Annotated in this window: 23 protein-coding genes; 8 read left to right on the top strand and 15 right to left on the bottom strand. The window is 63.0% G+C overall.

All coding sequences use genetic code 11. The features are described from left to right. Positions 1-230: 230 nt before the first annotated feature. The 4 genes from P0D89_RS26510 to P0D89_RS26495 form a co-directional block, all read right to left on the bottom strand. On the bottom strand, positions 231-1,544 hold the full coding sequence (locus P0D89_RS26510; RefSeq protein ID WP_408360160.1) for an MFS transporter: 1,314 nt from the start codon (positions 1,542-1,544) through the stop codon (positions 231-233). Positions 1,545-1,731: 187 nt separating this feature from the next. Continuing rightward, on the bottom strand, positions 1,732-3,150 hold the full coding sequence (gene pyk, locus P0D89_RS26505; RefSeq protein WP_408377470.1) for a pyruvate kinase: 1,419 nt from the start codon (positions 3,148-3,150) through the stop codon (positions 1,732-1,734). Further along, positions 3,134-3,394: an MOFRL family protein gene (locus P0D89_RS26500; RefSeq protein ID WP_408360163.1), complete on the bottom strand. Its 261-nt coding sequence runs from the start codon at positions 3,392-3,394 to the stop codon at positions 3,134-3,136. The genes pyk and P0D89_RS26500 overlap by 17 nt, the downstream gene beginning before the upstream one ends. A gap of 77 nt (positions 3,395-3,471) precedes the next feature. Continuing rightward, positions 3,472-4,566, bottom strand: coding sequence for a tartrate dehydrogenase (locus P0D89_RS26495; RefSeq protein WP_408360165.1), 1,095 nt, complete (start codon positions 4,564-4,566; stop codon positions 3,472-3,474). A gap of 108 nt (positions 4,567-4,674) precedes the next feature. Between P0D89_RS26495 and P0D89_RS26490 the strand changes: the two genes are divergently transcribed. Beyond that, positions 4,675-5,601, top strand: a complete 927-nt coding sequence (locus tag P0D89_RS26490; RefSeq protein WP_408360167.1) for a LysR family transcriptional regulator — start codon at positions 4,675-4,677, stop codon at positions 5,599-5,601. 21 nt (positions 5,602-5,622) lie between these two features. Here the strand turns inward: P0D89_RS26490 and P0D89_RS26485 are convergent, their stop codons facing one another. After that, positions 5,623-6,894: a glycosyltransferase family 87 protein gene (locus P0D89_RS26485; RefSeq protein WP_408377468.1), complete on the bottom strand. Its 1,272-nt coding sequence runs from the start codon at positions 6,892-6,894 to the stop codon at positions 5,623-5,625. A 598-nt stretch (positions 6,895-7,492) separates the two neighbouring features. Here P0D89_RS26485 and P0D89_RS26480 point away from each other — a divergent pair. From P0D89_RS26480 to P0D89_RS26465, 4 genes are all read left to right on the top strand, one after another. After that, entirely contained in the window at positions 7,493-9,055 is a 1,563-nt protein-coding gene (locus P0D89_RS26480) for a UbiA family prenyltransferase (RefSeq protein ID WP_408360173.1), read from the top strand. Positions 9,056-9,071: 16 nt separating this feature from the next. Further along, entirely contained in the window at positions 9,072-9,434 is a 363-nt protein-coding gene (locus tag P0D89_RS26475; RefSeq protein WP_408360175.1) for a DMT family transporter, read from the top strand. A gap of 66 nt (positions 9,435-9,500) precedes the next feature. Further along, positions 9,501-9,647: a hypothetical protein gene (locus P0D89_RS26470; protein ID WP_408360177.1), complete on the top strand. Its 147-nt coding sequence runs from the start codon at positions 9,501-9,503 to the stop codon at positions 9,645-9,647. Between the two features lie 194 nt (positions 9,648-9,841). Continuing rightward, positions 9,842-10,225 (top strand): SEN1984 family lipoprotein, encoded by a 384-nt coding sequence (locus P0D89_RS26465; RefSeq protein ID WP_408360179.1) that lies wholly within the window; start codon positions 9,842-9,844, stop codon positions 10,223-10,225. 74 nt (positions 10,226-10,299) lie between these two features. Here the strand turns inward: P0D89_RS26465 and P0D89_RS26460 are convergent, their stop codons facing one another. The 5 genes from P0D89_RS26460 to P0D89_RS26440 all read right to left on the bottom strand — a co-directional run bounded on the left by P0D89_RS26460 (position 10,300) and on the right by P0D89_RS26440 (position 16,057). Continuing rightward, the gene (locus P0D89_RS26460; protein WP_408360181.1) at positions 10,300-11,004 is read right to left on the bottom strand and encodes a transcriptional regulator NanR; all 705 of its coding nucleotides are present in this window, start codon (positions 11,002-11,004) and stop codon (positions 10,300-10,302) included. Between the two features lie 113 nt (positions 11,005-11,117). Beyond that, entirely contained in the window at positions 11,118-12,491 is a 1,374-nt protein-coding gene (oiaK, locus tag P0D89_RS26455; RefSeq protein ID WP_408360218.1) for a 3-oxo-isoapionate kinase OiaK, read from the bottom strand. Positions 12,492-12,498: 7 nt separating this feature from the next. After that, entirely contained in the window at positions 12,499-13,743 is a 1,245-nt protein-coding gene (locus P0D89_RS26450; protein ID WP_408360183.1) for a ribulose-bisphosphate carboxylase large subunit family protein, read from the bottom strand. Between the two features lie 46 nt (positions 13,744-13,789). Continuing rightward, a complete protein-coding gene (locus P0D89_RS26445) occupies positions 13,790-14,620 on the bottom strand; it encodes a phosphogluconate dehydrogenase C-terminal domain-containing protein (protein WP_408360185.1) in 831 nt (276 codons plus the stop codon). Between the two features lie 63 nt (positions 14,621-14,683). Continuing rightward, the gene (locus P0D89_RS26440; RefSeq protein ID WP_408360187.1) at positions 14,684-16,057 is read right to left on the bottom strand and encodes an MFS transporter; all 1,374 of its coding nucleotides are present in this window, start codon (positions 16,055-16,057) and stop codon (positions 14,684-14,686) included. 489 nt (positions 16,058-16,546) lie between these two features. Here P0D89_RS26440 and P0D89_RS26435 point away from each other — a divergent pair, with 489 nt between their 5' ends. After that, a complete protein-coding gene (locus P0D89_RS26435) occupies positions 16,547-17,707 on the top strand; it encodes a GAF domain-containing protein (RefSeq protein WP_408360189.1) in 1,161 nt (386 codons plus the stop codon). An 84-nt stretch (positions 17,708-17,791) separates the two neighbouring features. Further along, complete coding sequence (locus tag P0D89_RS26430; protein ID WP_408360191.1) at positions 17,792-19,597, top strand: NAD(P)-binding domain-containing protein; 1,806 nt, start codon at positions 17,792-17,794, stop codon at positions 19,595-19,597. Between the two features lie 145 nt (positions 19,598-19,742). Here P0D89_RS26430 and P0D89_RS26425 read toward each other — a convergent pair whose 3' ends face one another. From P0D89_RS26425 to P0D89_RS26405, 5 genes are all read right to left on the bottom strand, one after another. After that, entirely contained in the window at positions 19,743-20,552 is an 810-nt protein-coding gene (locus P0D89_RS26425; protein WP_408360193.1) for an SDR family oxidoreductase, read from the bottom strand. Positions 20,553-20,751: 199 nt separating this feature from the next. Further along, positions 20,752-21,780 (bottom strand): LysR family transcriptional regulator, encoded by a 1,029-nt coding sequence (locus P0D89_RS26420; RefSeq protein WP_408360220.1) that lies wholly within the window; start codon positions 21,778-21,780, stop codon positions 20,752-20,754. A 115-nt stretch (positions 21,781-21,895) separates the two neighbouring features. Beyond that, the gene (locus tag P0D89_RS26415; protein WP_408360195.1) at positions 21,896-22,303 is read right to left on the bottom strand and encodes a cupin domain-containing protein; all 408 of its coding nucleotides are present in this window, start codon (positions 22,301-22,303) and stop codon (positions 21,896-21,898) included. Positions 22,304-22,376: 73 nt separating this feature from the next. Continuing rightward, the gene (locus tag P0D89_RS26410) at positions 22,377-22,856 is read right to left on the bottom strand and encodes a carboxymuconolactone decarboxylase family protein (RefSeq protein ID WP_408360197.1); all 480 of its coding nucleotides are present in this window, start codon (positions 22,854-22,856) and stop codon (positions 22,377-22,379) included. 180 nt (positions 22,857-23,036) lie between these two features. After that, positions 23,037-23,972: an RNA polymerase sigma-70 factor gene (locus tag P0D89_RS26405; protein ID WP_408360222.1), complete on the bottom strand. Its 936-nt coding sequence runs from the start codon at positions 23,970-23,972 to the stop codon at positions 23,037-23,039. 428 nt (positions 23,973-24,400) lie between these two features. Here P0D89_RS26405 and P0D89_RS26400 point away from each other — a divergent pair, with 428 nt between their 5' ends. After that, entirely contained in the window at positions 24,401-24,631 is a 231-nt protein-coding gene (locus tag P0D89_RS26400; RefSeq protein ID WP_408360199.1) for a hypothetical protein, read from the top strand. The last annotated feature ends 136 nt before the right edge of the window (positions 24,632-24,767 follow it).

The following is a 24,767-nucleotide window of genomic DNA, read 5'->3' as shown; positions in this document are numbered from 1 at the left end:
CTGCTCGCGACGTGGTTTGGATCACCCCTCCCTGTCTCTTCGCAGATCTGGGGCGAATCAGTTTCAATCGGACTTCTATTCAGCGACAGTAGGTGTTCACAGGGGCGGTAGACATGCTATGTCGTAGGTGGCAAGCATGTTCCGCCACGCCCCAGGAGTTCATCGACATAGCCCGTATCGCAATGGCGTCGAATATCCAGAGAAGCGAGTTGCGGATCTCGCCCACGCCATCAATGCCCGTGCCGCTCGCCCGCCACAGCCGGCGTCTGCTGCTTCGCCTGCCGGCTCAGCAATAGCGTCACCACCGCAGACACAGCGAGCGTCGCTCCCACCACATACAAACCAGCCGCATACCCGCCCGTCACCTCCTTCAGCCACCCTATCGCGAACGGGCCGACAAAGCCGCCCAGGTTGCCGACAGAATTGATCATTGCGATACCCGCAGCCGCCCCGGCGCCCGAGAGAAACATGCTCGGCATCGCCCACAGCGGCGCTTTGGCGGCGCTGATCCCGATGTTCACCACGACGAGCGCGAGAATAATCATCAACGCGCTGCTGGCTCCGCCGGCACAAATGAATCCGAGGCAAGCAATCACGCATGGAATCACCACGTGCCACGTCCGTTCTTCGGTACGGTCAGAATGCTTCGCCCACACGATCATCGCGACGACGGCGAGAATGCTGGGCACCCCTGCAATGAGCCCGGTTTCGAATGAACCGAAGCCGTACTGGCGAATGATCAGCGGCGCCCACAGACCCAGTGTGTAGAGTCCGGCCGAGGTACCAAAGTAGATCAGTGCCAGTGCAAGCACACGCGGGTCACGCAATGCACTGAGCGCACCCGCCGTGTGACCGGCATGCGACTGCCTGGCGTCCGCTTCCATTTTCAATCTGGCGATCAGCCATTCGCGTTCGTCAGTCTGCAGCCATTGCGCCTTCGAAGGCGAGTCCGTCAGGAACTTCAGCACGACGAAGCCGAGAACGATCGCGGGCACGGCTTCGATGACGTAGAGCAACTGCCAGTCGGCCAAACCCCACATCGGCGGGAGTTTCATGATTGCGCCCGAAAGCGGCGAGCCGATAGCCGTCGAGATCGGAGCGGCCGCCATGAACCACGCCGCCGCTACTGCGCGTTGCCGGGTCGGGAACCACAAGCTGAGGTAAAGAATGATGCCGGGGAAGAAGCCGGCCTCGGCGATACCCAGTGTGAAGCGCAGCACGTAAAAGCTGGTGGGCCCGACGACGAAGGCGGAGGCCGCCGACACGATGCCCCACGACACCATCACCCGTGCGATCCACCTGCGCGCGCCCACCTTGTGGAGAATCAGATTCGAGGGCACTTCGAAAAGAAAGTAGCCGATGAAGAAAAGGCCGCCGCCAAGGCCGAACGCGGCCGGCGAAAGCCCGATTGCCTTGTTCATCGTCATCGCCGCGAACCCTACGTTGACACGGTCGAGAAAGCTGACGAAGTACAGCAACATCACAAACGGAATAATCCGCAGCATCAGCTTGCGGGAAACCCGGGCTTCGAGATCGGAAATCATTTTGTCTCCTCCTTGGAGGTCGAGCAGTGCTCTATGGGAAGGTGCGGTGTTATCGGTACGTCGTCCGCTAGCCGTCTGCGCGGCGCTTCTTATCGGACTTCTGAAGCCAGCACCCTGGCGCCGCTGCGCCGAGAATCGGGCAGCTCGAAGAAGCCGTGAAGGTCCCTGATGGGTGCCATTCGATGCCTCACTGGATTTGCGCAATGCGCAGAAGGTTGGTCGTGCCGGGCGTGCCGAACGGCATGCCGGCGGAGATTACGACGGTCTGGCCGCTTGCGCCGAAACCTTCGTCGCGCACGGTGTCGCAGGCAAGCTCGCTCACTTCGAGCGCATCGACGACTTCCTTGCACACGATGGGGTGGACACCCCAAACCAGCGCCAGACGACGTGCCGTCCCGGTCTGCGGCGTCATGCCGACGATCGGCGCGCACGGCCGCTCGCGCGCCATGCGCAGCGCCGAGTAGCCGGAGCTGGTGTACGCAACCGTCGCGACCGCGTTCAGGAGGCCTGTGACGTGCCGCATCGCGTAGCCGATCGCATCCGAGGTGTTGGCGCGAGGCGCCGCGTGCGACGCCGCGATGACTTCGCGGTAGTAAGGGTCGCGTTCGGTTTGCGAGATGATGAGATCCATCATGCGCACGGCTTCGACAGGGTATCTGCCGCTTGCCGATTCGGCCGACAGCATCACGGCGTCCGCGCCGTCGTAGATGGCGGTCGCGACATCCGAGGCTTCGGCCCGCGTGGGCACTGGCGCCGTAACCATCGATTCGAGCATTTGCGTCGCGACGATGACCGGTTTGCCGGCCTTGCGGCACGCGCGAACGATTCGCTTCTGGATCGCAGGCACCTGCTCGGCCGGCATTTCGACGCCAAGGTCGCCGCGCGCGACCATCACGGCATCCGCCTCGTCGACGATCGCATCGAGGCAGCCGATCGCCGCCGGCTTCTCCAGCTTCGCGACGATCCCGATCCGGTCGCCGACGATCTTGCGGACCTCGCGAATATCTTCGACGCGTTGCACAAAAGAAAGCGCCAGCCAGTCGATGCCCAGCGTGAGGCCGAATTCCAGATCGCGGCGATCCTTCTCCGTCATCGCCGAGAGCGGCAGCACCACATCGGGAACGTTGACGCCCTTGTGCTCGGACAGCGGCCCGCCGACGATCACGGTCGTTTCGGCGAAGTCCGGCCCGCACCGCTCGACGCGCAACTGCACGCGGCCATCGTCGAGCAACAGGTTGGTCTGCGCGTTCAGGGCTGCGAAGATTTCGGGGTGTGGAAGCGAAACGCGGTTAACGCCGCCGGGCGTCTTCGAATCGAGGTCGAGTCGAAACGTAGCGCCCTTCTCCAGGAAAATCGGGCCGTGCGCAAACGTACCGATCCGCAGCTTCGGTCCCTGAAGATCGAGCAGCACGCCAATGGGTCGACCCATGCTCGTCTCGATGGACCGGATGACTTCGAGGCGACGCTGATGATCGTCGTGCGTGCCGTGGCTGAAGTTCAGCCGGAAGACATCGGCTCCTGCATTGAACAGCGCTTCGATGGTGTCGTGACTCGTGCTCGCGGGACCCAGCGTAGCGACGATTTTGGCATTACGAGTGCGGCGCATCTTTATCGGCTCCCGGAAAGTTCGCCGTGCTGCGCGGCGATGAAGATGGCACGAAATCGTTGACGCTGGTCAGCGTCGGCCCGGTGACGGCCGAGTCGCCAAGCGCCTGAAAGAAGCCGTGAGCGTCGTTGTTGTCGAGGCGCTCGGACGCGCGGATGCCGCGCTCGCGGGCCCGCTTCATCGTCTTCAGAGCGTCGGGAAGAGTCGATCCGGCCCGCGAACCGCTGCGGTCATGTGCGCGCATCGTGCTGTCGCGACTGCTCGCTGTGCACGCCCGCCCTCGGGCGAACGTGCCGCGCCGGGCGTTCAATTCAGTCTTGCTTACGCCGCGTGGCTCGCGGGGATCGCGGCCTTTTCGAGCAGCGCACAGACGGCGTCGGTGACCTGAACCGTCGTCGCGGTGCCGCCGAGGTCGCGTGTGTGGAGAGACTTGTCGGCGGTGACTTTTTCGACGGCCTGCATCACACGCGTTGCCGCGTCGAATTCGCCGAGATGTTCGAGCAGCATCACGACCGACCAGAAAGTGCCGACCGGATTGGCAAGCCCCTTGCCCATGATGTCGAAGGCGGAGCCGTGAATCGGCTCGAACATCGACGGATAGCGGCGCTCAGGGTCGATATTGCCGGTCGGCGCGATCCCAAGACTGCCGGCAAGGGCTGCGGCCAGATCGCTGAGAATGTCCGCATGCAGATTGGTCGCGACGATCGTATCGAGCGACTCGGGACGGTTGACCATGCGCGCGGTCGACGCGTCCACCAACTCCTTGTCCCATTTGACGTCCGGGAATTCCTTCGAAATTTCGAGGGCGATCTCGTCCCACATCACCATCGCGTGGCGTTGGGCGTTGCTCTTCGTGATGACGGTCAGCAGCTTGCGCGGACGCGATTGCGCAAGCCGGAACGCGAAGCGCATGATCCGCTCGACGCCGGCGCGAGTCAGGATCGAAACGTCCGTGGCCGCTTCGATCGGATGCCCTTGATGGACCCGGCCGCCCACGCCCGAATATTCGCCCTCGGAGTTCTCGCGGACGATCACCCAGTTCAGGTCTTCCGGCTTGCAGCGCTTGAGCGGCGCGTCGATGCCCGGCAGGATGCGGGTCGGCCGCACGTTCGCGTATTGATCGAGGCCCTGGCAGATCTTCAGGCGCAGGCCCCACAGCGTGATGTGGTCGGGAATATCGGGGTCGCCCGCCGAGCCGAACAGAATCGCGTCCTTGTCGCGAATCGCGTCCAGACCATTCTCCGGCATCATCACGCCGTGCTTGCGGTAATAGTCGCCGCCCCAGTCGAAGTCTTCGAACTCGAATGCGAACGACTTATCTGAATTCGCGAGCGCCTCGAGAACCTGCTGACCGGCCGGCACGACCTCCTTGCCGATGCCGTCGCCCGGAATCGTCGCGATGCGATAGGTTTTCATGTCTCCGTCCTTCATGGTGTTGGGTGTGACTGAACTTTACCTACATCCGGACTCCAAAACCGGTGCTAAACTCAAACCATCTTTAAATTTAATTCACAAGTTCACGCGATGCGCGAGACCGTCCAACCGGCCGATTTGAGTTTTTTTTCGACGCTTGCGGCGTCGGGCAGCCTGAGCGAGGCCGCGCGCGAATTGGGGCTGACGCCGGCTGCCGTCAGCAAGCACCTGACGCAAATGGAGAGCCGCGCGGGCGTGGCGCTCATCAACCGGACCACGCGCAGGATGATGCTCACGCCCGAGGGTGAGCTTTATGTGGAGCACGCGCGCCGGATTCTCGACGAGATCGCTCAGCTGTCGGAGCTGCTTGGAACGGCAAGGGAAAGTCCGAAGGGATTGCTGCGTGTGAACGCGACGCTCGGCTTTGGACGCAGCCACGTCGCGCCAGCGATCTCGCGGTTCGTCGCGAAGTATCCGCAGGTGTCCGTGCAACTTCAGTTGTCGGTGACGCCGCCGCCTTTGACCGACGACACGTTCGACGTCTGCATCCGCTTCGGCGAGCCGCCCGATACGCGGGTGGTCGCGAGACGTCTCGCCGCGAACCGGCGGCTGCTGTGCGCAGCGCCCTCGTATATTGCCGCGCACGGCATGCCGGTAACCGCGCATGACCTCACGCGGCACAACTGCGTCGGCATCCGGCAGGGTGACGAAGCTTATGGAGTATGGCGGTTGACGTCGGGCAGAGGCGCGGCCCGCAAGACGGAGGCGGTGCGGATCAAAGGCACGCTAACGACCAATGACGGCGAAATCGCCGTCAAATGGGCGCTCGAAGGACACGGCATCCTGATGCGGGCCGAATGGGATATCAAGCAGTATCTGGCAGACGGCTCGCTGGTTCGCGTGCTTCCCGATCACGAAACACCGAACGCCGATATCTTCGCGGTCTATTCGCAGCGGCATCAGATGTCCAATCGCATTCGCGCGTTCGTCGATTTCATCGCGCTCGATCTGAAGCGCGAGGTGGGGGAGCAGGCGTAGCGGCTCCCCTCACCCGACCGGTCACGCGAACCGCGTCGGGCGATGCCGGCGACGCACCACCTTCGGCGCAAAATAGCGCGCGACGCATAGCCCGTAAATGATCAGCGACGCGACGGTGTAAGACACGAACTTCGCCGCGAAGAACAGGATCAGCACGGCGATTGCCGCCAACAGCAATTCCACTTTGGGTTTGATCGCGGAAAGCTGCCTGCTTTCCGATTCGAGCGCGGTGCCGAACAGAATCAACAATGGGATCAGCGCAACCAGGAGGTGAATCGGTTCGAGCACCGGGTAAGCCATCAACATCGTCATCGCGGCGAGCGCGTAGTCCATCCGACTGTCCTCGTGGCGGCGAAACACGAGATACGCGGAAAGCAGGCACGCGGCCAGCGCAAACGCGAGCGACACGAGTGTGAGCATGTCGCTCGACATCGGCATGCCGATTTGCGCCGAGAGTGTCTGGAATGCGCCTCTGAGCGAATTGTTGCTCGGCAGGCCCCCGCCGCCCACCAGTTGATTCAGTGCACTCAGGCGCGGCATGTCCGACAGGAAGTACTGCAACACAACGCCCGGGCCCACTTGAACCGCGGTAATCACCGTGAGTGCGATCGACACGACCATGGCGGCGATGAAAGTACGCCATTCGCGCCGCAGCAGCAGCAAGCCGGCGATGGCGAGCGGCGTGAGCTTGAGCACGATCGCCAGTCCGAGGACGAGGCCGGCAACGTACCGGTTGCCGCGATCGACCAGGAAAAAGGTGGCGGCTAGCAGAAAGAACAGCAATTGGTTCGACTGACCATCGTACGCATCTTCCACCAGCGGGAAGCTCAACAGCGCGATCGCCACCAGCAATATGGGCACGCCGCGCTCGTCGCCGCGATACGCCATCTTCACGATAAGCAGCACGCCAATCGCGAACAGCACAAGCGACATCGACATCCAGACAAACTTCGCGGCGAGCGGCGTGAGCAGCGCGAGCGGCGAAAAAAGCAGCGCAAACTGTGGAGGATAGGCATAGAAGACATCGTCGCCGGTGGAGCGTGCGCCGATGCCCTGCAAGAACGCAACGAGCCCGTCGTGATCGTAGAGGCGCGCCGGATCTTCCAGCACCGTGTTGAATGCGTAAAGATAGAAATTGAAGTCGCCGAACGCATCGGGCGGGTTCGCGCGAAACTTCACGTAGAGGTGCAGGACGTGTATCGCGAGGCAGCCCACCGCAATCACGAGAAGGATGATTGCACCTGCACTGAAGCTCAATCCCGACTTCGCGCGGATAGCCCTTGTATTGAACATGAAGCCCCCACTGTGCGATGTATGAGTTGAAAACTTGCGAACTGCAGGAGTAACCGGCTCGCATGCCGAACTCGAGCGATGGCGCGCACGCGTTATTGCATGCCCGGTCGCTCGGCGGCCGGTGAGGCAATCGTTGCTTGCCGGGACTGTCCTTGAAGACGCTGAAACGCGTCGCGACCCGACCGGCCCGGCGATGCATCAATCGATGCGATGCGGAATTGGAAGTCGCGTCCCGACGAATGTCACTCGCGCGAAGATCGGCAAAACCTGCGTTGTATGAAGCACCAGAACCCTCGGCGGCCGACCCGTCGCCGCACTCGCCCCCGGACCGCTCGAGCTAGCCTAACGATTCCCCCTGCTCCGATATGTGCGTTGGAGCGCATCCGTCGCCCGTCTTGCGGGAACACGCGCGCAAGCGGGGCGTCAACTTAACTTTTACCGAGCCAGGCATCCAAACATCGGACCTATCCGCCGCACGCAGCGCGAAAGCGCCTGGACCCGCTGAATCCAGTCGAGGCGCCGATCCGCGTGCGTCGCTTAGCGCACATATCTTTGCGGGCACGGTCACTAAGCTCTTCATGGAATGGAGGAGCCACGCATGCGCAAAGACACACGAGCACTTGATACGACGACTGCGTATTACCTTGCGAACAGCAGCCGCGGCGCGGCGCTGGCCGGCTTTGGGGTGGCAGGCAGCACGGGCAGCATGAGCGTGCCGCTCGGCGACGGCTTCGCCGCCAACGACGGCGAGAACGTGCCGCTGTGCGTCGATCTCGATCACACCTTCACGGACACCGATCTGCTGATCGAATCGTTTCTCGTACTCGTCAAGCAGAACCCGCTGTATATCTTCATGTGCTTTTTCTGGCTGCTCAAGAGCAAGGCGTGGCTGAAGACGCAGATCGCTAAGCGCGTCGCGATGGACATCGCCGTGCTGCCGTACAACGCCGCACTGCTGGCCTATTTGAGCGAACAGAAGGCACAAGGCCGCAGCCTGTTCCTATGCACCGCGGCCAACTGGAGCCTTGCGCAGAAAATCGCCGACCATTTCGGCATCTTCGACGGCGTGATGGCAAGTAACGACGCGCACAACCTGTCCGGCAAGAACAAGGCCGAGGCCTTGGTCGGCCGGTTCGGTCCACACGGTTTCGACTATTGCGGCGACGCGATGATCGACATACCGGTGTGGGTGCAATCGCGCCGCGCGATCGTCGTGGGGACCAAACGGATTGCCGCGGCCGCCGCCAAGGTGAACGGCAGCATCGTGTTCTTCGAAAAGAAAAGCGCGCTGCTGCGGCTGATTGCCAAGGAAATGCGCGTGTATCAGTGGGTCAAGAACCTGTTGATCTTCGTGCCACTGCTCGCGTCCCATCATTTCACCGATGTCCCGTCGATCGTCCACGCGGCCATCGCGTTCGCGTCGTTCAGCTTGTGCGCGTCGTCGGTCTATCTGCTCAACGATCTGCTCGATCTCGACGCCGATCGCCGCCACGCGCGCAAACGCAACCGGCCGTTCGCGTCGGGCCAATTACCGGTGTCGCTCGGACTCGGGCTGTCGTTCGTGCTGATGATCGGCAGTGCTGCACTCGCCGTGCTGTTGCCCGCCAGATTCGCGCTGGTGCTGGCAAGCTATTTCGGCGCCACCCTCGCCTATTCGTTCTTCCTCAAGCGCCACATTCTGATCGACGTGTTCACGCTGGCCGGTCTCTATACCGCGCGCATCGTCGCAGGCGGCGCGGCCGACGAAATCGTGCTGTCGTACTGGCTGGTGCTGTTCTCGGGCTTGCTGTTCCTCAGCCTTGCGATGGTCAAGCGCTATACCGAACTCGACGCGTTGGTGCGCAGCGGCAAGCAGGCGGCGGCCGGGCGCGGCTATCTCGCGCAGGACATCATGATTCTGTGCGCATTCGGCACGGCCTCCGCCTATGCGGCCGTGCTGGTGCTGGCGCTCTACATGAACTCGCCCGAAATCAGCACGCTGTATAGCCACAAGCCCGCGCTGTGGGTGCTGTTCGGCCTGTTGCTCTACTGGATCAGCCGTGTCTGGATGCTCGCGTTTCGCGGCCAGATGAACGATGACCCGATCGTGTTCGCCATCAAGGACCGCACGAGCCTGATCGTCATCAGTCTGTGCGTGCTTTCCGTCATGCTGGCGATCTGAGTGGACGCGTTGACCCATGTCGATTCTGTTGCTTCTGATTAGCGGCTCGTGCAGCGCGGTCGCCAGCATTCTGCTGCGTGTGGCGAGCCAGTATGCGGTCGTGAGCGACGACCTGACCACCCTGCTGTTCGCGCGGCCAAATCTGATACGCGGCGCGGCGCTGGGCGCTTATGGTGTCGGTTTCCTGTTATATGCGCTGGCGCTCAAGCGTGTCGAGTTGAGCATCGCGTATCCGGTGATGGTGGCGGTCACCGTGATCGAGCTATACCTGTTCAGTCTATGGACCGGCGATGGTTTGTCGTTCAAGACTGTCTCCGGCGCCGCGCTGCTGGTGGCCGGCGTCTGGTTGATGTATTCGTCGCGGGGCGCGCCCGCTTGAGTCTGAGGCCCACCGCGTGTTCTTCTTCGGTACGCTGTTGCGCTGCTGGGCAGCGATCCGCAGTTCATGACCTTCGACACGGCGAACCCGCTGCTCGTCGGCATGGCGCTGTCGGTCACGACGACTTCGCTCCCGGCAACGTGCGGCCTTTTTCGGCAGCTTTCAGAGTTCCTCATTCGCGCCAATGGGCTTTGCCGGCAGCGTCAGCAGTGACTAACCAGCGACCACTATTCCCGTGCTGTTTGTCGTACTCACGTTATGGCCGTGCAAAGCGAAAGCGGAAAATTTATTTCCTCAACCCTTAATTTTTCTTACAGCCTCCCGATAACAGGAATGGATGACGTCCCGCGACTATTCACAATCAGGCGGGCGTTGTTCATTAATCTTTTAGACCATACGGGGGATGCGTGAAGAAAATCGCTGTACTTGCTCTAGCTTTGGTTCTGGCTGGCTGCGCCGGCACTGGCAATGAGAGCTTGCGTTCTGAATCGGAAGCTACGGTCTCGACAAAGATCGCAGAGGGAAAGACCACCAAGCAGGAAATCCGCGCACGATTCGGCTCGCCGCAGAAAACGGAATTCACGGACGCGGGACTTGAAGTCTGGCGCTATGAATTCGCGAAGATGCACGCCGACGGGGTTAATTTCATTCCCGTGGTGAACTGGTTTGGCTCCAGCCAGAGCGGCGAGAAGAAAGAACTGGTCGTTCTGTTCGATTCGTCCAACGTCGTGAAGCGCTATTCGATGAGCGTGTCGGACGTGACTGTCAAGACGGGCATTTTCAACCAGTAAAAAACTTCGGCTCGTGGAATATACGAGCCGCTTAACCAACTGGTTATCTGACTTGCGCCTGATTCACGGCTGCGTCACGTGATCAACGTGCGATAAAGCTCGTTGGCGCGAGTCAGATGCGCGCGCATCGCTTCCGCAGCTTGGTCGCCGTCGTGCCGGGCGATCGCATCGACAATGCGCTGATGCTCCGAAAGCGTCAGTTCCTCTGCGCCTGGTGCGCGGACCAGCGGTCGATAGTATTCGCCGGCCCAGCGAAACAGCGATTCGACGATCGACGGAAAAATCGGATTGCCGCTGATCTTAGCGATCTCGCGATGAAATGCCATGTCGCGTTCAATGAACTCTTCGAGGTTGACCATCGATGCGCGATGTTGAGCCACGCTCAATTGCAGCCGCGCGACGTCCTCTTCGGTCGCACGTTCGGCGGCCATGCGCGCGGTGCCCGTCTCCAGAAAGAGGCGCGCGTGCTTCAGATGCTCCAGCATGTCCGGATGCGTGCGCAGCAGATGCATCGCGCCGCCGGCAATCTGGCCGATGAGCCGGTCCGCGGTGGGCACGACGACGCGCGCGCGTTCGCCATGCACGATCTCGACGATGCCCGAACGTTCGAGCGTCTGCAGCGCCTCTCTGACAGCAGGCCGCCCGACGCCGTAAATTTCCATCAGTTCGCGTTCCGACGGCAACTGGGCACCGGGCGCGATCTCGCCCGAGCGAATACGCTCCATCAGACGGTCCACGACCTCCTGGTACAGTTTCCGCCGCGGGATGATCTCGCCCATTTCGTTTTCGTCATTCAAGCTTCTGGTCTGATGACGATACCATACACTCTCAGGTCTTTGCGAGGAACTGCAGCGACGAGGCACGGTGTGCATCGAAGCAATCGGAGGAGATGCTAGCGACCGATTCTGACTGTGCCGAAGAAGTCCGCGCCGCCAATCTGGCCTCCCTTCAGCGCGATTTCAAGGCCATCGCGCCGCGCCGACGACGACCATGCGCGGCACAACGGCGCGCCAGGCGCGAGCCCGGCGGCGACACTCAGCGCATCGATCCCCAACGTGCTCGCGACTTCGCCGGAACTGTCGCCGCCCGCGACCACCACGCGCGAAAGCTCGACCCGCTCCAGCAACTGACGCATCACTTCAGCCAGCGCGCCGCCGACATTCCGCGCGGCTTCCTGCCGCGTCAAGCCAGCGTCGCGCGCAATCGTGTCGAATGCCTGCACTGCCGGATCGTCCGGCCCTTCCGCGCTGTGAACGATCACGCTCTTGCCCGCGCGGATCGCGTCGGCGGCAACCTCGACCGCGCGAAGAATCTCGCCATTGCCCGTGCGGAGATCGAGCACGCGATGCAGATCGAGCCGTTCGACATGAAAGCCGTTCGCACGTGCCCACGCGATCTGCACCGCTGTGACCGGCGAGCAGCTTCCGCTCACGGCCGCAATCTGTTCGACTGGCCTGGCAACAGGCAACGAAGGCGTCGCGGGCAACCAGCCACGCGAGCGCCAGTATGCGGCCAGCGCGTATTGCAGCCCGGACGACGACGCGGTGAACACACCGTCCGCGCGCTGCTCCCACACGAGCCGCCCGGCTTCGACGAGCGTTTCGTCATCGAGCACGTCGATCATCACGACGGGCGTGTCGGCCGCGCTCAATGCCCGCACCCGTGATGCGCCTTCGCCCGCGCGCAGTTGCAGCATGTCGACGAGATCCACGCGTCGCGAAGTCTGCCGGCCAAGATGAACGCGCAGATCCGCTTCGTCCATCGGCGTGACCGGATGGCGCGACATGGTCGGATGGCGATCGAGCCGGTAGCCGACACCATCGACGGCGGCAAACAGATTGCCGAACATCTGATAGCGCTTCAGACGCGGCGCACCAACCACCATCGGCGACCACTGCGCGGGCATCAGCTTCACGCCGATGTCGATGGCCGCGCCGATCGAGCCCACTTGCGGCGACGAATCGAACGTCGAGCAGACCTTGTATTGCAGGATCGGCGCACCCAATGCCGCGAGCCCCGCGAATGCAGCGGGCAGCACGTCGCGCATCCATACGGGGCTGCGGCCGCGCGAAGAACCCGCGAGGCCGACGCAGCGCACGTCCGGAAAGCGCGTGAGCAGATCCGGCGTCGGCGTGTCCAGGCACAGCACGGTCGGCACGCCTGCCGCCGTCATGGCTTCCATGGCATCGGTCGAACCGGTGAAGTCGTCGCCGTAATACGCGAGCAGCAGCCCGTTGCCGAATGCTTCTTTCGCTGGATCGGTCATCACGTACTCACTTCCAGAAGCCCAGCGCCGCACGCAGCGACGGATGACGCCCGGCATGACGTTCGAGCGGCACACCTTCGATCGCGGCGACCCACGCTTCGCGCAGCGCCTCGACGCCCGCCGCGACGCCCTGCGGATGGCCGAAGATGCCGCCGCCCGCCGTATGAATCAGGTCGGCGCGTCCAATCGCGGCATAGGTGTCAGCGGCCTGCAAACCTGTCTGGCCCGAGCTGAACACCGGCATCGCGGTCATCGGCGCTTCCGGCATGACCGGCGCGAGCACCGCACGCGCTGAGGCGATCACACTGTCGTCGGATTCGCTGAACTTGTTGCGCAAGCCGTTCACGTGCATGTGATCCGCACCTGCGAGGCGCCAGAGCATCTGCCACGGCGCGTAGTCCCAACCGAGCCCTTCGCCGCGCGTCAGATAACCCCAGCCCGCGCGATGCGCATGAATCGGCAGTTGCGAATGGCGTCGCAATTCATGCAGACCGACAAGCCCCACGGAATTGAGCACTGCCATCACGCAGGTGCCGCCCTGTTCGAGCACGAGATCGTGACGGCGGCGCATCTGGTCGAGGTCGCCGGTCAGATTGAAGGCCACCATCACCTTCTTGCCGGTGCGATCCGCATGCTCGTTGACGACGTGCATCACCGCTTTCACACGCTCGTCGAATGGGCAGTGCGAACCGTCGGCCTGTAGTTCGTCATCCTTGATGAAATCGACGCCGCCCTCGACGAGTTCCCGCACCTGCTGCGCGGTCTCGCCAGGCGACAGCCCGACGCTCGGCTTGATGATCGTGCCGATCAACGGACCATGCGTGACACCGCTCAGACGACGCGTGCCTTCGATCCCGAATGCCGGTCCAGGATAGGCCGCGGCGAACGAGGGCGGCAACTTCAAACCGGTGAGCCGCAAGCCCGACACCTGACGCAACTCGAACAGATTGCCTGCGATGGTCGACATCAGGTTCGGTAACGACGGGCCGAAGTTCTCGATGGGCCACGACAGTTCAAGCGCGCAGCGCGTATAGCGGTTCGCCGCGAGACCGCCGGCGAGATGGGGCTTGTCGGCAGTGTCGAGAATCTCGAGCCGCTCGACGCGCGCCCCCGAGCGCGCCTTCAGCTCGGGCGTCTCGGTCGGCAGCGCCACGAAGGTGCCGCTCGACTGTTCGCCCGCGATGGTATCGGCGGCGCGGCGTGGATCGTCGCCCGTTTCCAGCCAGTAAGTCGCGTAGATGCGTTCGCTCACAATGCAGTCCCCGTTGAAAGTCGGTAAGGAGAAGTCGCGGTGCGCATCAGGTAATGCGGCGGATGCTTTCGGCAATTTCGTCGCGCTCGAACACGCCCTTCCAGTCGTCGCGCATCAAGCGCGGCTTGCCGAACTCGATCGCCTTGTTGCACGCATCGGAGAACGCGCCCGGAATCTCGTTGAAGATCACCGCGCTCAGGATGTTCATGTGGCCGAGCAGGAAATCGCGCGCCGCTTCCTTCGGCACACCGCGCTTCACGGTCTCGTCCATCGCTTCACGCATCACGTAGAGCAGCGTCGCGCAGATCGTCTCGGAGAGGCCCGGTTCGAGCAGCGCCATCTGATCGACGCTCAGCCGGTATGAACGCAGGATCGGCTGGTAGATCGTCATCGCCACGTCCTCACCGAGGTCGAATGCGGACTCGGGCCCTTGCATCAACGCGCTCGTGATCGACTGCTTCGCATACGCGCCGCCGAAGAAATCGCGCCGTGCTTTCGGATCGGGGTCGTCGTTGAAGATCAGCGGGTGGCATGGGTGCGCGACGAAATACGTCAAGTCGGGCCGGTTCGGCAGATGGCCGGCGAACGGCGCGGCCGCGTCGAGCGTCATCACCATCGTGCCGGACGGCAGTTTCGGTGCGATCTCGTGACTGAGCTTGCCGATCAGCGTGTCGGGCACGGCGAGGATCACCACCTGCGCGCCGTCGATCGCCGCGTCGATGGACACGCAGTCGACGTTCAGTTCGTCCTTCAGGCGCTTGCGGCCCGCCTCGCTCACTTCGACGTGAGACACGCGGTAGTCCGATTTCAACAGATTGCTGGTCAAGCGGAAGCCCATTTTTCCGCCCGCGCCGATCAATGCGATTTTCTCTTTCATGGTCCTGGCTCCTTCGAAGGGTTCGGTGTTGGTTCGGTGTCTGTTCGGTATGTGTCGCGACGCTCAGCCGGCATGCGGGTCGAGCGCGATAGCGGCCGATTCATCGGCCATTCCTGTGCGGCGCTCGGCGCAGAACACGAAAGCGAGCACGGCGCTCATCAGCATGAAGGCGCCGACCACGAACATCGGCGCGTGATACGAGCCGGTCGCGTCTTTCATCGCGCCGGTCAGGTAGGGCGCGACGAAGCCCGCCAGATTGCCGACCGTGTTGATCAGCGCGATACCCGCGGCAGCCGCCGCGCCGGACAGAAAGCGCGCGGGCAGCGCCCAGAAGTTCGGCAGCGCGGAGAAGATCGCGCAGGCGGTGATCGTGATGACGGCTATGCTCGCCGATGGCGACTTCATGAACAGCGCGAGCGGAATACTCAACGCGCCGACCAGCGCCGGAATGCCGATGTGCCAGTTGCGCACGCCATGCTTCGTCGCGTTGCGGCTCCAGAGGAACAGCACGATGGCGGCGGGCAGATACGGCACCGCGGTGATCAAGCCCTTCTGGAACACGTTGAAATGCGAGCCGAACTGCCCTTCGAATCCGCCGATGATGGTCGGCAGAAAGAACGCGAGCGCATACAGGCCGTAGATCAGGCCGAAGTACATCAGCGAGAACATCCACACGCGGCCGCTCTTCAGCGCGGCGCCTGCGTGATGCCGGTGGTGGACAGTGCTCGATTCGCGCTGACGCTGCTCGGCTTCGAGTTCGGCGGTGAGCCAGCCGCGCTCGTCCTGCGTGAGCCAGCGCGCGTCGGACGGCCGGTCGGCCAGATAGAACCACGCGACAATGCCGATCACGATCGCCGGCACGGCGACGCCGAGAAACATCACGCGCCAGCCGGCGAGGCCGAACACGCCATGCGCGCCGATCAGCAGCGCGGCAAACGGCGCGCCGATCACGATCGTCAGCGGTTGCGCGAGATAGAACAGCGCGAGGATGTGGCTGCGATGACGCTGCGGCACCCATGTGCTCAGAAACAGAATCGCGCCGGGGAAGAAGCCCGCTTCGGCGACGCCCAGCAGAAAACGCAGCGCATATAGGCCCGGCACGCTGCTCACCCACGTGAACAGCAGCGCGACGATGCCCCACGTCACCATGATTCGCGCGAGCCAGCGGCGCGCGCCGAATTTATGCAGCGCCAGGTTGCTCGGCACTTCCAGAAAGATGTAGCCGATGAAGAACACACCCGCCGCAAAGCCGAACTGCGCGGCATCGAGGCCGAGGTCCTTCGTCATGCCGTTGGGTCCCGCGAAGGAAATCGCGGTGCGGTCCAGGAAGTTGATGAAGAACATCAGCGCGACGAACGGCACGAGCCGCATCGACACCTTTCGTATGGTCGAGCGCTCCAGCTGGCTGGCCTGAGCGGTTTGCGTTGCGGTTTGCATTGCGTCCTCCGACGTGACTCGCGACCTCGGCGAGAATCCACAGATCACACATGTGCTGTGTTGGTGTGATGAGTAGACCACTATGCTTAAATTGTGGGCACTGGGTTTACTACCGAGACGACTGGACTGCAAGGCACCGCCTGAAACCAGTCGACGGTGGTGTGTTCCGCCCATCGCTTATGCTGTCATCACTCCAACAGGATGGCTGTTTCAAGCGAATGCGCTCCAGGGTTTTCGCCAACCGGCAAGCAGAGTCATGCGGCCCCGAAAAGGCACGCCCCACCCGTCGGGCCGGACCTGCCGATGAGAAAAAAATCTCATTCGCCTCCATGGTGCAGCGCAGTGTGATTTGCCGGAACACGCATGTTAAAAACCGTCCTGTACGTTGTCCGTTTCAGCTTTGGAGACACGTGGCGCCACAGGCGGCGCACAATGCCTCCAGCACGCTGCTCGCGTCGTATTCGCGCTGTATTCGCCCGGAGGCTCGTGATGCCCTACGTTCCGTCGACCCGACATATCGACCGCGTCTGCAATGTGATCGAAGGACGGACCATGCGGCCCGGCGCGGACGGCAAGCGGCTCGCGTCGTCGTACCGGCGTTCGCTGGAGCAATATCATCTCGACCCCGGCGCGACCGCCGGTCCGCGCGTTCTCACCACGCCCGAATTGCGCGACGTGCAGCATCGTGAGGAAACCTTCCTGCGTGCGTCCGGCCAGTGTCTGTCGCGATTGCATGAAATGGTGCGCGAAGCCGACTACTGCGTGATGCTCACCGACGCGCAAGGCGTGACGATCGACTACCGCGTCGATCGCGACCGCCGCCACGACTTCAAGCGCGCGGGTCTTTACCTCGGCTCGTGCTGGTCGGAGAGCGAAGAAGGCACCTGCGGCGTTGCGTCGGTGCTGCTCGACGCCGAACCGATCACCGTGCACCGAACCGATCACTTTCGCGCGGCATTCACGACGCTGACCTGCAGCGCATCGCCGATCTTCGGCTTGCACGGTGAACTGCTCGGCGTGCTGGACGCATCGGCGGTGCGCTCGCCCGACGAGCGCGAGAGCCAACGGCTCGTCAACCATATCGTGCGGCAGAGTGCACTGCTGATCGAAGACGCGTACTTTCTGAACGCCGCAGCGGACTGCTGGGTGCTGCTCGCGCATCGCAATCGTCACTACGTGGAAGCGCAGCCGGAAATTCTCATTGCGATCGATGCATGCGGCCACGCGATCGCCGCGAACCGCCGCGCGCGCGAATGCGTGCCCGCGCTCAACCAGTTGCCGCGTCCCGTCGCCGAGTTGTTCGACATTGCGCCGGAGCGCCTGTTTGCCGCCAAGGCGAGCCGTGGCCTCGTCGCACTCAGACTGAACGACTCGGGCTCGACGCTTTATGCACGCGTACGGCCGCCGCCCGTCGCGCGCATGCCGGCGAAACGGGCGGCCCCAGTGCAACGCGCCAACGCCACCGCTGCCGAGGCACCCGGCACGCCCGCGATGTCCGACAGCGATGCGCTCGAACGCAGCCGCATCGTCGCCGCGATGGGCGAGGCAAAGTGGCGAACGGAGCAGGCCGCGCAGGCGCTCGGCATGTCACGCGCGACGTTATACCGGCGCATTGCCAAGCTGCACATCCTGCCGCCGCACAAGTGCTAGCCGCGCTGCATCGATTCCCTTAGCGGGCGCAGAACCCGCGTTTCCAATCGAAGTTCACTATCCGTTCTGTATGGAGGAGCAACCATGCCTGAAAACAACGTCAACCGACCGATCTCCCGCGTTCTGGAAGCGCTTGACGCCGCACTGCAAAGCGGCGACACCGCGGCAGCCGTCGAACTGTTCCAGCCCGATTGCTATTGGCGCGATCTGGTCGCGTTCACCTGGAACATCAAGACCATGGAAGGCCGCGAGCAGATCGCCGCGATGCTGGATTCGCAACTCGGCGCGATCAAGCCTTCGAAGCTGAAGCTCGCGGAAGAAGAAGAGCCCGCCACCGACGCGAACGGCGTGACGCAAGGCTGGATCACGTTCGAAACCGACGTGGCGCGCGGCAGCGGATTCATTCGCCTGAAAAACGGACGCATCTGGACCCTGCTCACGACGATGGCCGAACTCAAGGGCCACGAAGAGCCGAAGGGACAGCGTCGGCCGATGGGCGCCGAGCACGGCGCGCGTCCCGACCGCACGAGCTGGAAGGAAAACCGCGAGGCCGAGCTCGACGCGCTCGGCAACTCGTCGCAGCCGTATTGCCTGATCGTCGGCGGCGGGCAAGGCGGGATCGGTCTGGGTGCGCGGCTGCGGCAGCTTGGCGTGCCGACCATCATCATCGATAAGAACGCCCGGCCCGGCGACGCGTGGCGCAACCGCTACAAGACACTCTGCCTGCACGATCCGGTCTGGTACGACCACATGCCGTATCTGCCCTTCCCTGACAACTGGCCGGTGTTCACGCCGAAGGACAAGATCGGCGACTGGCTGGAGATGTACACGAAGGTGATGGAGCTGAACTACTGGGGGTCGACCAACTGCAAGTCCGCGCGCTATGACGAGGCCAAAGGCGAATGGATCGTGGAAGTCGAGCGCGACGGGCGCAACGTCACGTTACGGCCCAAGCAGCTCGTGCTCGCCACCGGCATGTCGGGCAAGCCGAACCTGCCGAAGTTCAAGGGCATGGACGTGTTCAAGGGCGAGCAGCACCATTCGTCGCGGCATCCCGGCCCGGATGGCTATCGCGACAAGAAGGTCGTCGTGATCGGTGCGAACAATTCGGCGCACGACATCTGCGCCGCGCTGTGGGAAGCCGGCGTCGACGTGACGATGGTCCAGCGCTCGTCCACACACATCGTCAAGTCGGACTCGCTGATGGAGTTCGCGCTCGGCGATCTCTATTCGGAGCGCGCGGTGGCCGCTGGAATGACGACCGCGAAAGCCGATCTGACCTTCGCATCGATTCCGTACGCGATCCTTCACGAATTCCAGATTCCGGTGTTCAACGCGATCAGGGAGCGCGACGCCGAGTACTACGAGCGCCTCCAAAAGAGCGGCTTCATGCTCGATTTCGGCGATGACGATTCGGGCCTATTCATGAAGTACCTGCGGCGCGGCTCGGGTTACTACATCGATGTCGGCGCGTCCGAGCTGGTGGCTAACGGGAAGATCAAGCTGAAGAGCGGCGTCGACGTGGTGGAGCTGAAGGAGCACTCGGTGCTGCTGAGCGACGGCAGCGAACTCGAAGCGGACGTGGTGGTTTACGCAACCGGATACGGTTCGATGAACGGCTGGGCCGCCGACCTGATCTCGCGCGAAGTCGCCGACAAGGTCGGCAAGGTGTGGGGACTCGGTTCGAATACGACGAAGGACCCCGGGCCCTGGGAAGGCGAACAGCGCAACATGTGGAAGCCCACGCAGCAGCCGGCGCTGTGGTTTCACGGCGGCAATCTGCATCAGTCGCGCCATTACTCGCAGTATCTGTCGCTGCAACTGAAGGCGCGGATGGAAGGCATACCGACGCCGGTGTTCGGGTTGCAGGAAGTGCATCACCTTTCGTAGGCGAAGGGTCGTGGGGCACGCCGCAAGCGTGCCTCACGAGCGAGTGAGCGCCGCGACCGTCAGCCAGCCTTGTACGGACTCTCCTTGAGCGAATGGTTCAGCCGCTCGCAAGCCGCTCGCTGATGCATAGCCCGCAAGCCGCCCGTCATGACGCCGTTGCGCCCGCCACCGCTCTCACTGCTCGACAAGTACTACGGGCAGGATTTTCGCGAGCTGTATTCGACCACCACGCGTCGAAGTTGACCGTGCCGAGGCGCGGGTTGCGGCCCGGCACCAGCGTGTCGTCATGCAGTTGAGCGCCGAAGTAGCGCGCGTGCGGGTCCGCGATCACCTTGCGCGGATCGTGCGTCGCGCTCAGGAAGCGCTGCACGAGGTCCGGGAGCCGGAACCGTTCCGGGCCCGCCACTTCGACGACGCCATTCAGCGGCGTGCCGACCGGATAATCCGCGACTGCAAGCGCGACGTCGTCCGACGAGATCGGCTGGATGTACGCGGGAGAAAGCCGCACGGTGTCGCCTTCGGTGCCCGATTGCACGATACCGCCGAGGAATTCGAGGAACTGGGTCGAATGGACGATTGTGTACGGCACGCCGGACACGCGAATCAGTTTCTCCTGCGCGATCTTGCCGCGGAAATAACCACTCTCCGCGAGCCGGTCGGTGCCGACCACCGACAGCGCGACGTGATGCGTGACGCCCGCCGCGATTTCCGCCGCGAACAGGTTGCGCCCGGACGTCTCGAAGAATTCGAGCACGGCGTTGTCTTCGAACGACGGCGAGTTGGCGACGTCCACAACGACCTGCGCGCCGGTCAGCACTTCTGCGAGCCCCTCGCCGGTAAGCGTATTCACGCCCGACGCCGGCGACGCAGCAACCGCTTCATGACCGCGCGCACGCAGCTCGTTGACGACTTTGCTGCCGATGAGTCCGCTACCGCCAATGACGACGATCTTCATGATGTTCCCTCACTGAGTTTCGGGCGCTATGCACCGCTGGATATGTCGCTGGGTCCGGCGCGCATCGTAGACGATGCGCCGCAACGGCTGTGTCCGAAGCCTGCTACGGTCGGCCACGGTACGGACAAGATCGTAGGCGTCGCGCGCGGTTCGCAGTAGAGCCGCGCCGCGACTCGCCCTGTTGCCGCCGCGACACCAATCAGCGCGCGCCCATCGCGGACAATGAGGAGAGCGCAGGCAGCACGGTCACGCAGTCGAGGTCGAGCGCGCGCGTCTGCTCGGTCATGTAGTCGACGAACACACGAATGCGTGTCGGCAGATGTTTCCGGCTGAGGTAGCAGATGTAGTGGCCGCGATCATCGGGTGCGTATTGATCGAGACAGGACAGCAGCAGCCCGTCACGCAGCGCGTCGCAGACCTGATACGCGGCGAGTTGCGCGATGCCCTGCCCTTCGCGGACGGCTTGCAGCACAAGGTCCGGATCGTTGAACGTGTGCGGCGCGTTGAGCGTCACCCGCTGTGGATGGCCGCCCACCTTGAACTCCCATTCTCCGATGCGCCCCGATGCCATCCGCAAGTTGATGCAGCGATGCCCCGCCAGTTCGTCCACACTGCGTGGCAAGCCGTGCATGCGCGCGTATTCTGGCGATGCGCAGACGAACATCCGCATCGGGATCAACTGCTTGGCGACGACCTGACTGTCCTCCATGCGTCCGTCGCGGAACGCGACATCGACACGATCGATTGTGAAGTTAGCGGGGCTGTCGTTGAGCAGCAGGTCGAGCGCGATGCCGGGATAGCGTTCGTGAAAACCGCGTAGCAGCGGCGCGACGATCGCGCGCCCAAAACCGGTTGTCGAACAGATGCGCAATTGGCCGCGCGGCGGCCCGTGGCGAAGCTCGCGCATTTCTTCCAGTGCCTGGGCGATGCGCTCCACACCCGGATGACAGTTCTCGTAGAAGAGTTCGCCTTCGCGAGTCAGCGACGTGCTACGCGTGGTGCGCAGAAAGAGGCGTGCGTCCAGTTGCGCCTCGAGCTTCTGGACGTTGCGGCTCACGGCGGAGCGGCCAATGCCGAGCCGGTCGCCGGCTTTCGCGAAGCTGCCTTCGCTGGCGACCGCGAGAAACGCGATGACGCCGGCGTAACTGGTGGCGAAGCTGCTTGCGAGCGAATCATCGCAACCGGACGAAGTGGAAGACTGTGCCGAAGATCGGCGCAACGTGTGCATGTCAGACATGGCGGCTCGAATCGAAGGGGTGCATATCCCAAAGACGGGCCGCGCGAGCATTCTGTGACATAGTCCGCCGTTTTTTGATCGACGGACTGTGTCACAGAACGGCCAATCATTTCACCGGTATCAGCACAGGTGCGTTCTGATTCTTCAGCAGAAACACGATGAACTTCGCCGGCCGCGTGGCGCTGGCGTTCCGGCCGACCGTGTGAATGTCGTCCGGCCCTTCGTAGAAGGTCTGGCCCGGCGTCAGCGTCACTTCCTTGCCGCCCTTGACGCCCATGACCACCGAGCCTTCCAGCACATAGATGAAGCCATGCGCGTCATGCCGGTGCACAGGATCAGCGCCGCCCGGCGGGTATTCGACCGTGATCATCAATGCTTCCTTGCCGGGGTAGTCCGCAAGCGGCTTTTCCATCAGCGGTGTGACGGCCGCTTCTGGCGCGGCCCCGGCCGCTTGCGCCAGCCACGCCGCGCCTAGCAGCGGTGTCAGCAATGCGAGTCTTTTCAATATTGACATGACGTTTCCTCAGTAAAGAAGGCCGCGCGATGCGCGGCCGCCACTCATGCCTGTTGATAGCGCCTGATCCCGCTTACGCGAGGCCGGCCTTGTCGAGACCGAACGCCTTGTCCGACGAGCCCGGCACGGTCTTGAACGCGACGTTCGCGCGGTTCCAACCGTTGATCGCCATCACCTCGAAGGTCAGGTCCGATAGCTCCTTCTCCGAGAGTTGCGTGCGCACGCGCTCATAGATCTCATCGGGCACGCCTTGTTCGGGCAGCCGCGTGAGGATTTCGGTCCACGCGAGCGCGGCCCGCTCGCGCGGCGCGAACAGCGTCGACTCGCGCCATGCCGCGAGATGATGCAGGCGCAGCTCGCGTTCGCCGTGGATCTTCGCCTGCTTCACGTGCATGTCGACACAGAAGCCGCAGCCGTTCATCTGCGAGGCGCGGATCGCGACGAGGTCACGGACCGATTCTTCGATCGCGCTGTCGTGCAGGCGGTTGCTGAACTCCAGATACTTCTTGAACAGTTCGGGCGATTGCTGAATGTAGTTGATGCGTTGGCTCATGATTTCTCCTGGCGGGAATAAGACCGGCGCCCTGCGGGACCGGACATCGGTGTCGGCGACGCGCCGTACGAAACTCATGTTAGGTTTTGCCGCCCGCGCCCGGTAGACACGCCGTCGTGCTCACGCTATTGCCCGCGCGACACCAATCCCGCTCATTCCGCTTGCCCTGGATGAAACCGTCTAGCAACCTCCGAACGCTGCCGCGAGACGTACCAGCTTGTCGGGATTGCGCTGCACCTGAATGCGCACGATCCGTTCGCCATCGGTCTCGTACGTCTGTGCGGATTCCAACGTGCCGTCGATGAATCGCAACAACGCCCACTGCCCGTTGAGGACCGCCAGTTCGATGTGCAATGCGCTCCCAAAGCGAACGCTCGCGGCGTAGAACAATTGCGCGATGCGCCTGCCGCCGACCATCGGCTTCGGAAAACTCGGCACGCGTCCGCCGCCGTCGCCGACCAGTTCCGCGTCTTCAGCGAGCATGCCGTTGATCGCGGCAAAGTCGCCTCGCTCCAAGGCCTGAGCGAAAATCTGCAGCATCCGCAGATGACTCTCGCGCGATACCGCGAAACGTGGCCGCTCGTCGCGCAGTTGCGTCCTGGCACGGCTCACCAGCTGCCGGCAGGCGGCCTCGCTCTTGCCGATGGCGCTTGCCACTTCGTCGTAACCGGCATCGAAAACGTCTCTCAGCAGGAATGCCGCGCGCGCCTCCGGTGTCAGCCGTTCGAGCAGGATCAGGAAGGCGACCGATACGTCGTCCGCACGCTCCTTGATCTCCTCGGGCGTGACCGGTGAGTCGATGATGAGCGGCTCGGGAAGCCAAATGCCCGCGTAGTGCTCGCGTTGCACTTTGGCCGCGCGAAGCCGATCAATCGACAGACGCGTCGTGACGGACACCAGCCATGCTTCCGGATTGTCGATGTTGGCGCGGTCCGCGCCGTGCCAGCGCAGCCACGCGTCCTGGACCACGTCCTCGGCCTCCGCGACCGACGAGAGCATCCGGTACGCAATACCTTGCAGACGCGGACGAAGTTGGTCGAAGGCGCGGGTGGCTTCGTCGATTTTTGGGGGTTGGTTAGCGGTGGGGGATGGAGTGGGCTTCATCGTCGAGGATATTCCGGTGGTTCTCGTCAACGCGCGCCGGGGCTTGCGCAGGGCGAGCCGGCCACGAGGCTAAGGGGTGCCAGACACAAGACGTTTCACGAAGGGATTTTGTGACGGACGATAGCTAACCGTACACGACCGCGGTTGGATTCGCCAGCTTTGCCGGGTTCGCGAGGTTCACCGGCCGGCATGACGGGTGTGGGAGGGCTTTCGTCGACGGTAACTGAAAAATCAAACCATCAGTCTCCGAATACCTCAATTTTCCTTCCCCCACGGAAAGAAGGACGCACCATGCAGAAAAGCGATGCCCCCCGACGCTTGCCAAACTCATCGAATCCAATCTCCGACTTGGGCAGGAAAACGCCGTTCTCGACTCAATAGCGCGCGCTGCCGTTGAGACCGCGCACCGTCAGGCGGCCAATTTTGCGAAGATCGGCGCAATGGCGCGAGCCATCGCGCGAGGCGATGTGCGCGAAGCCGACCGCGCCGCGCTGGCGGCAACACTTCGGCGACTGGCAGGGCAGTGCCATGACGAGGGTCGCGATTACCTGAAGGTGTTACAACGCACTAGCCGGATTCGCGACGAACTCTCCGGCAGCGCCCTGAGCGATGACGACGACGGCGGCGGTCAGTGGTATCTCCTTGCAGTGCCGTCTGTCATGACCCACTGACGCGAGCGCCCGGTTCCGGGAGGGCTCTCTTTGCGCCTCAAACAATAGGAATCCTATGGATGATCCAGGAGTGCTTTATCTGTACGTGGCGCTGGGTTGCGTCGCGCTGTTCTGTGCGCTCCTGACTGTCGCGATC

It is taken from the genome of Paraburkholderia sp. RL18-085-BIA-A (assembly GCF_046027075.1).
Taxonomy (GTDB): Bacteria; Pseudomonadota; Gammaproteobacteria; order Burkholderiales; family Burkholderiaceae; genus Paraburkholderia.
Note: the sequence above shows the minus strand (reverse complement) of the source record. Positions and strands in the feature narration are given on the sequence as shown.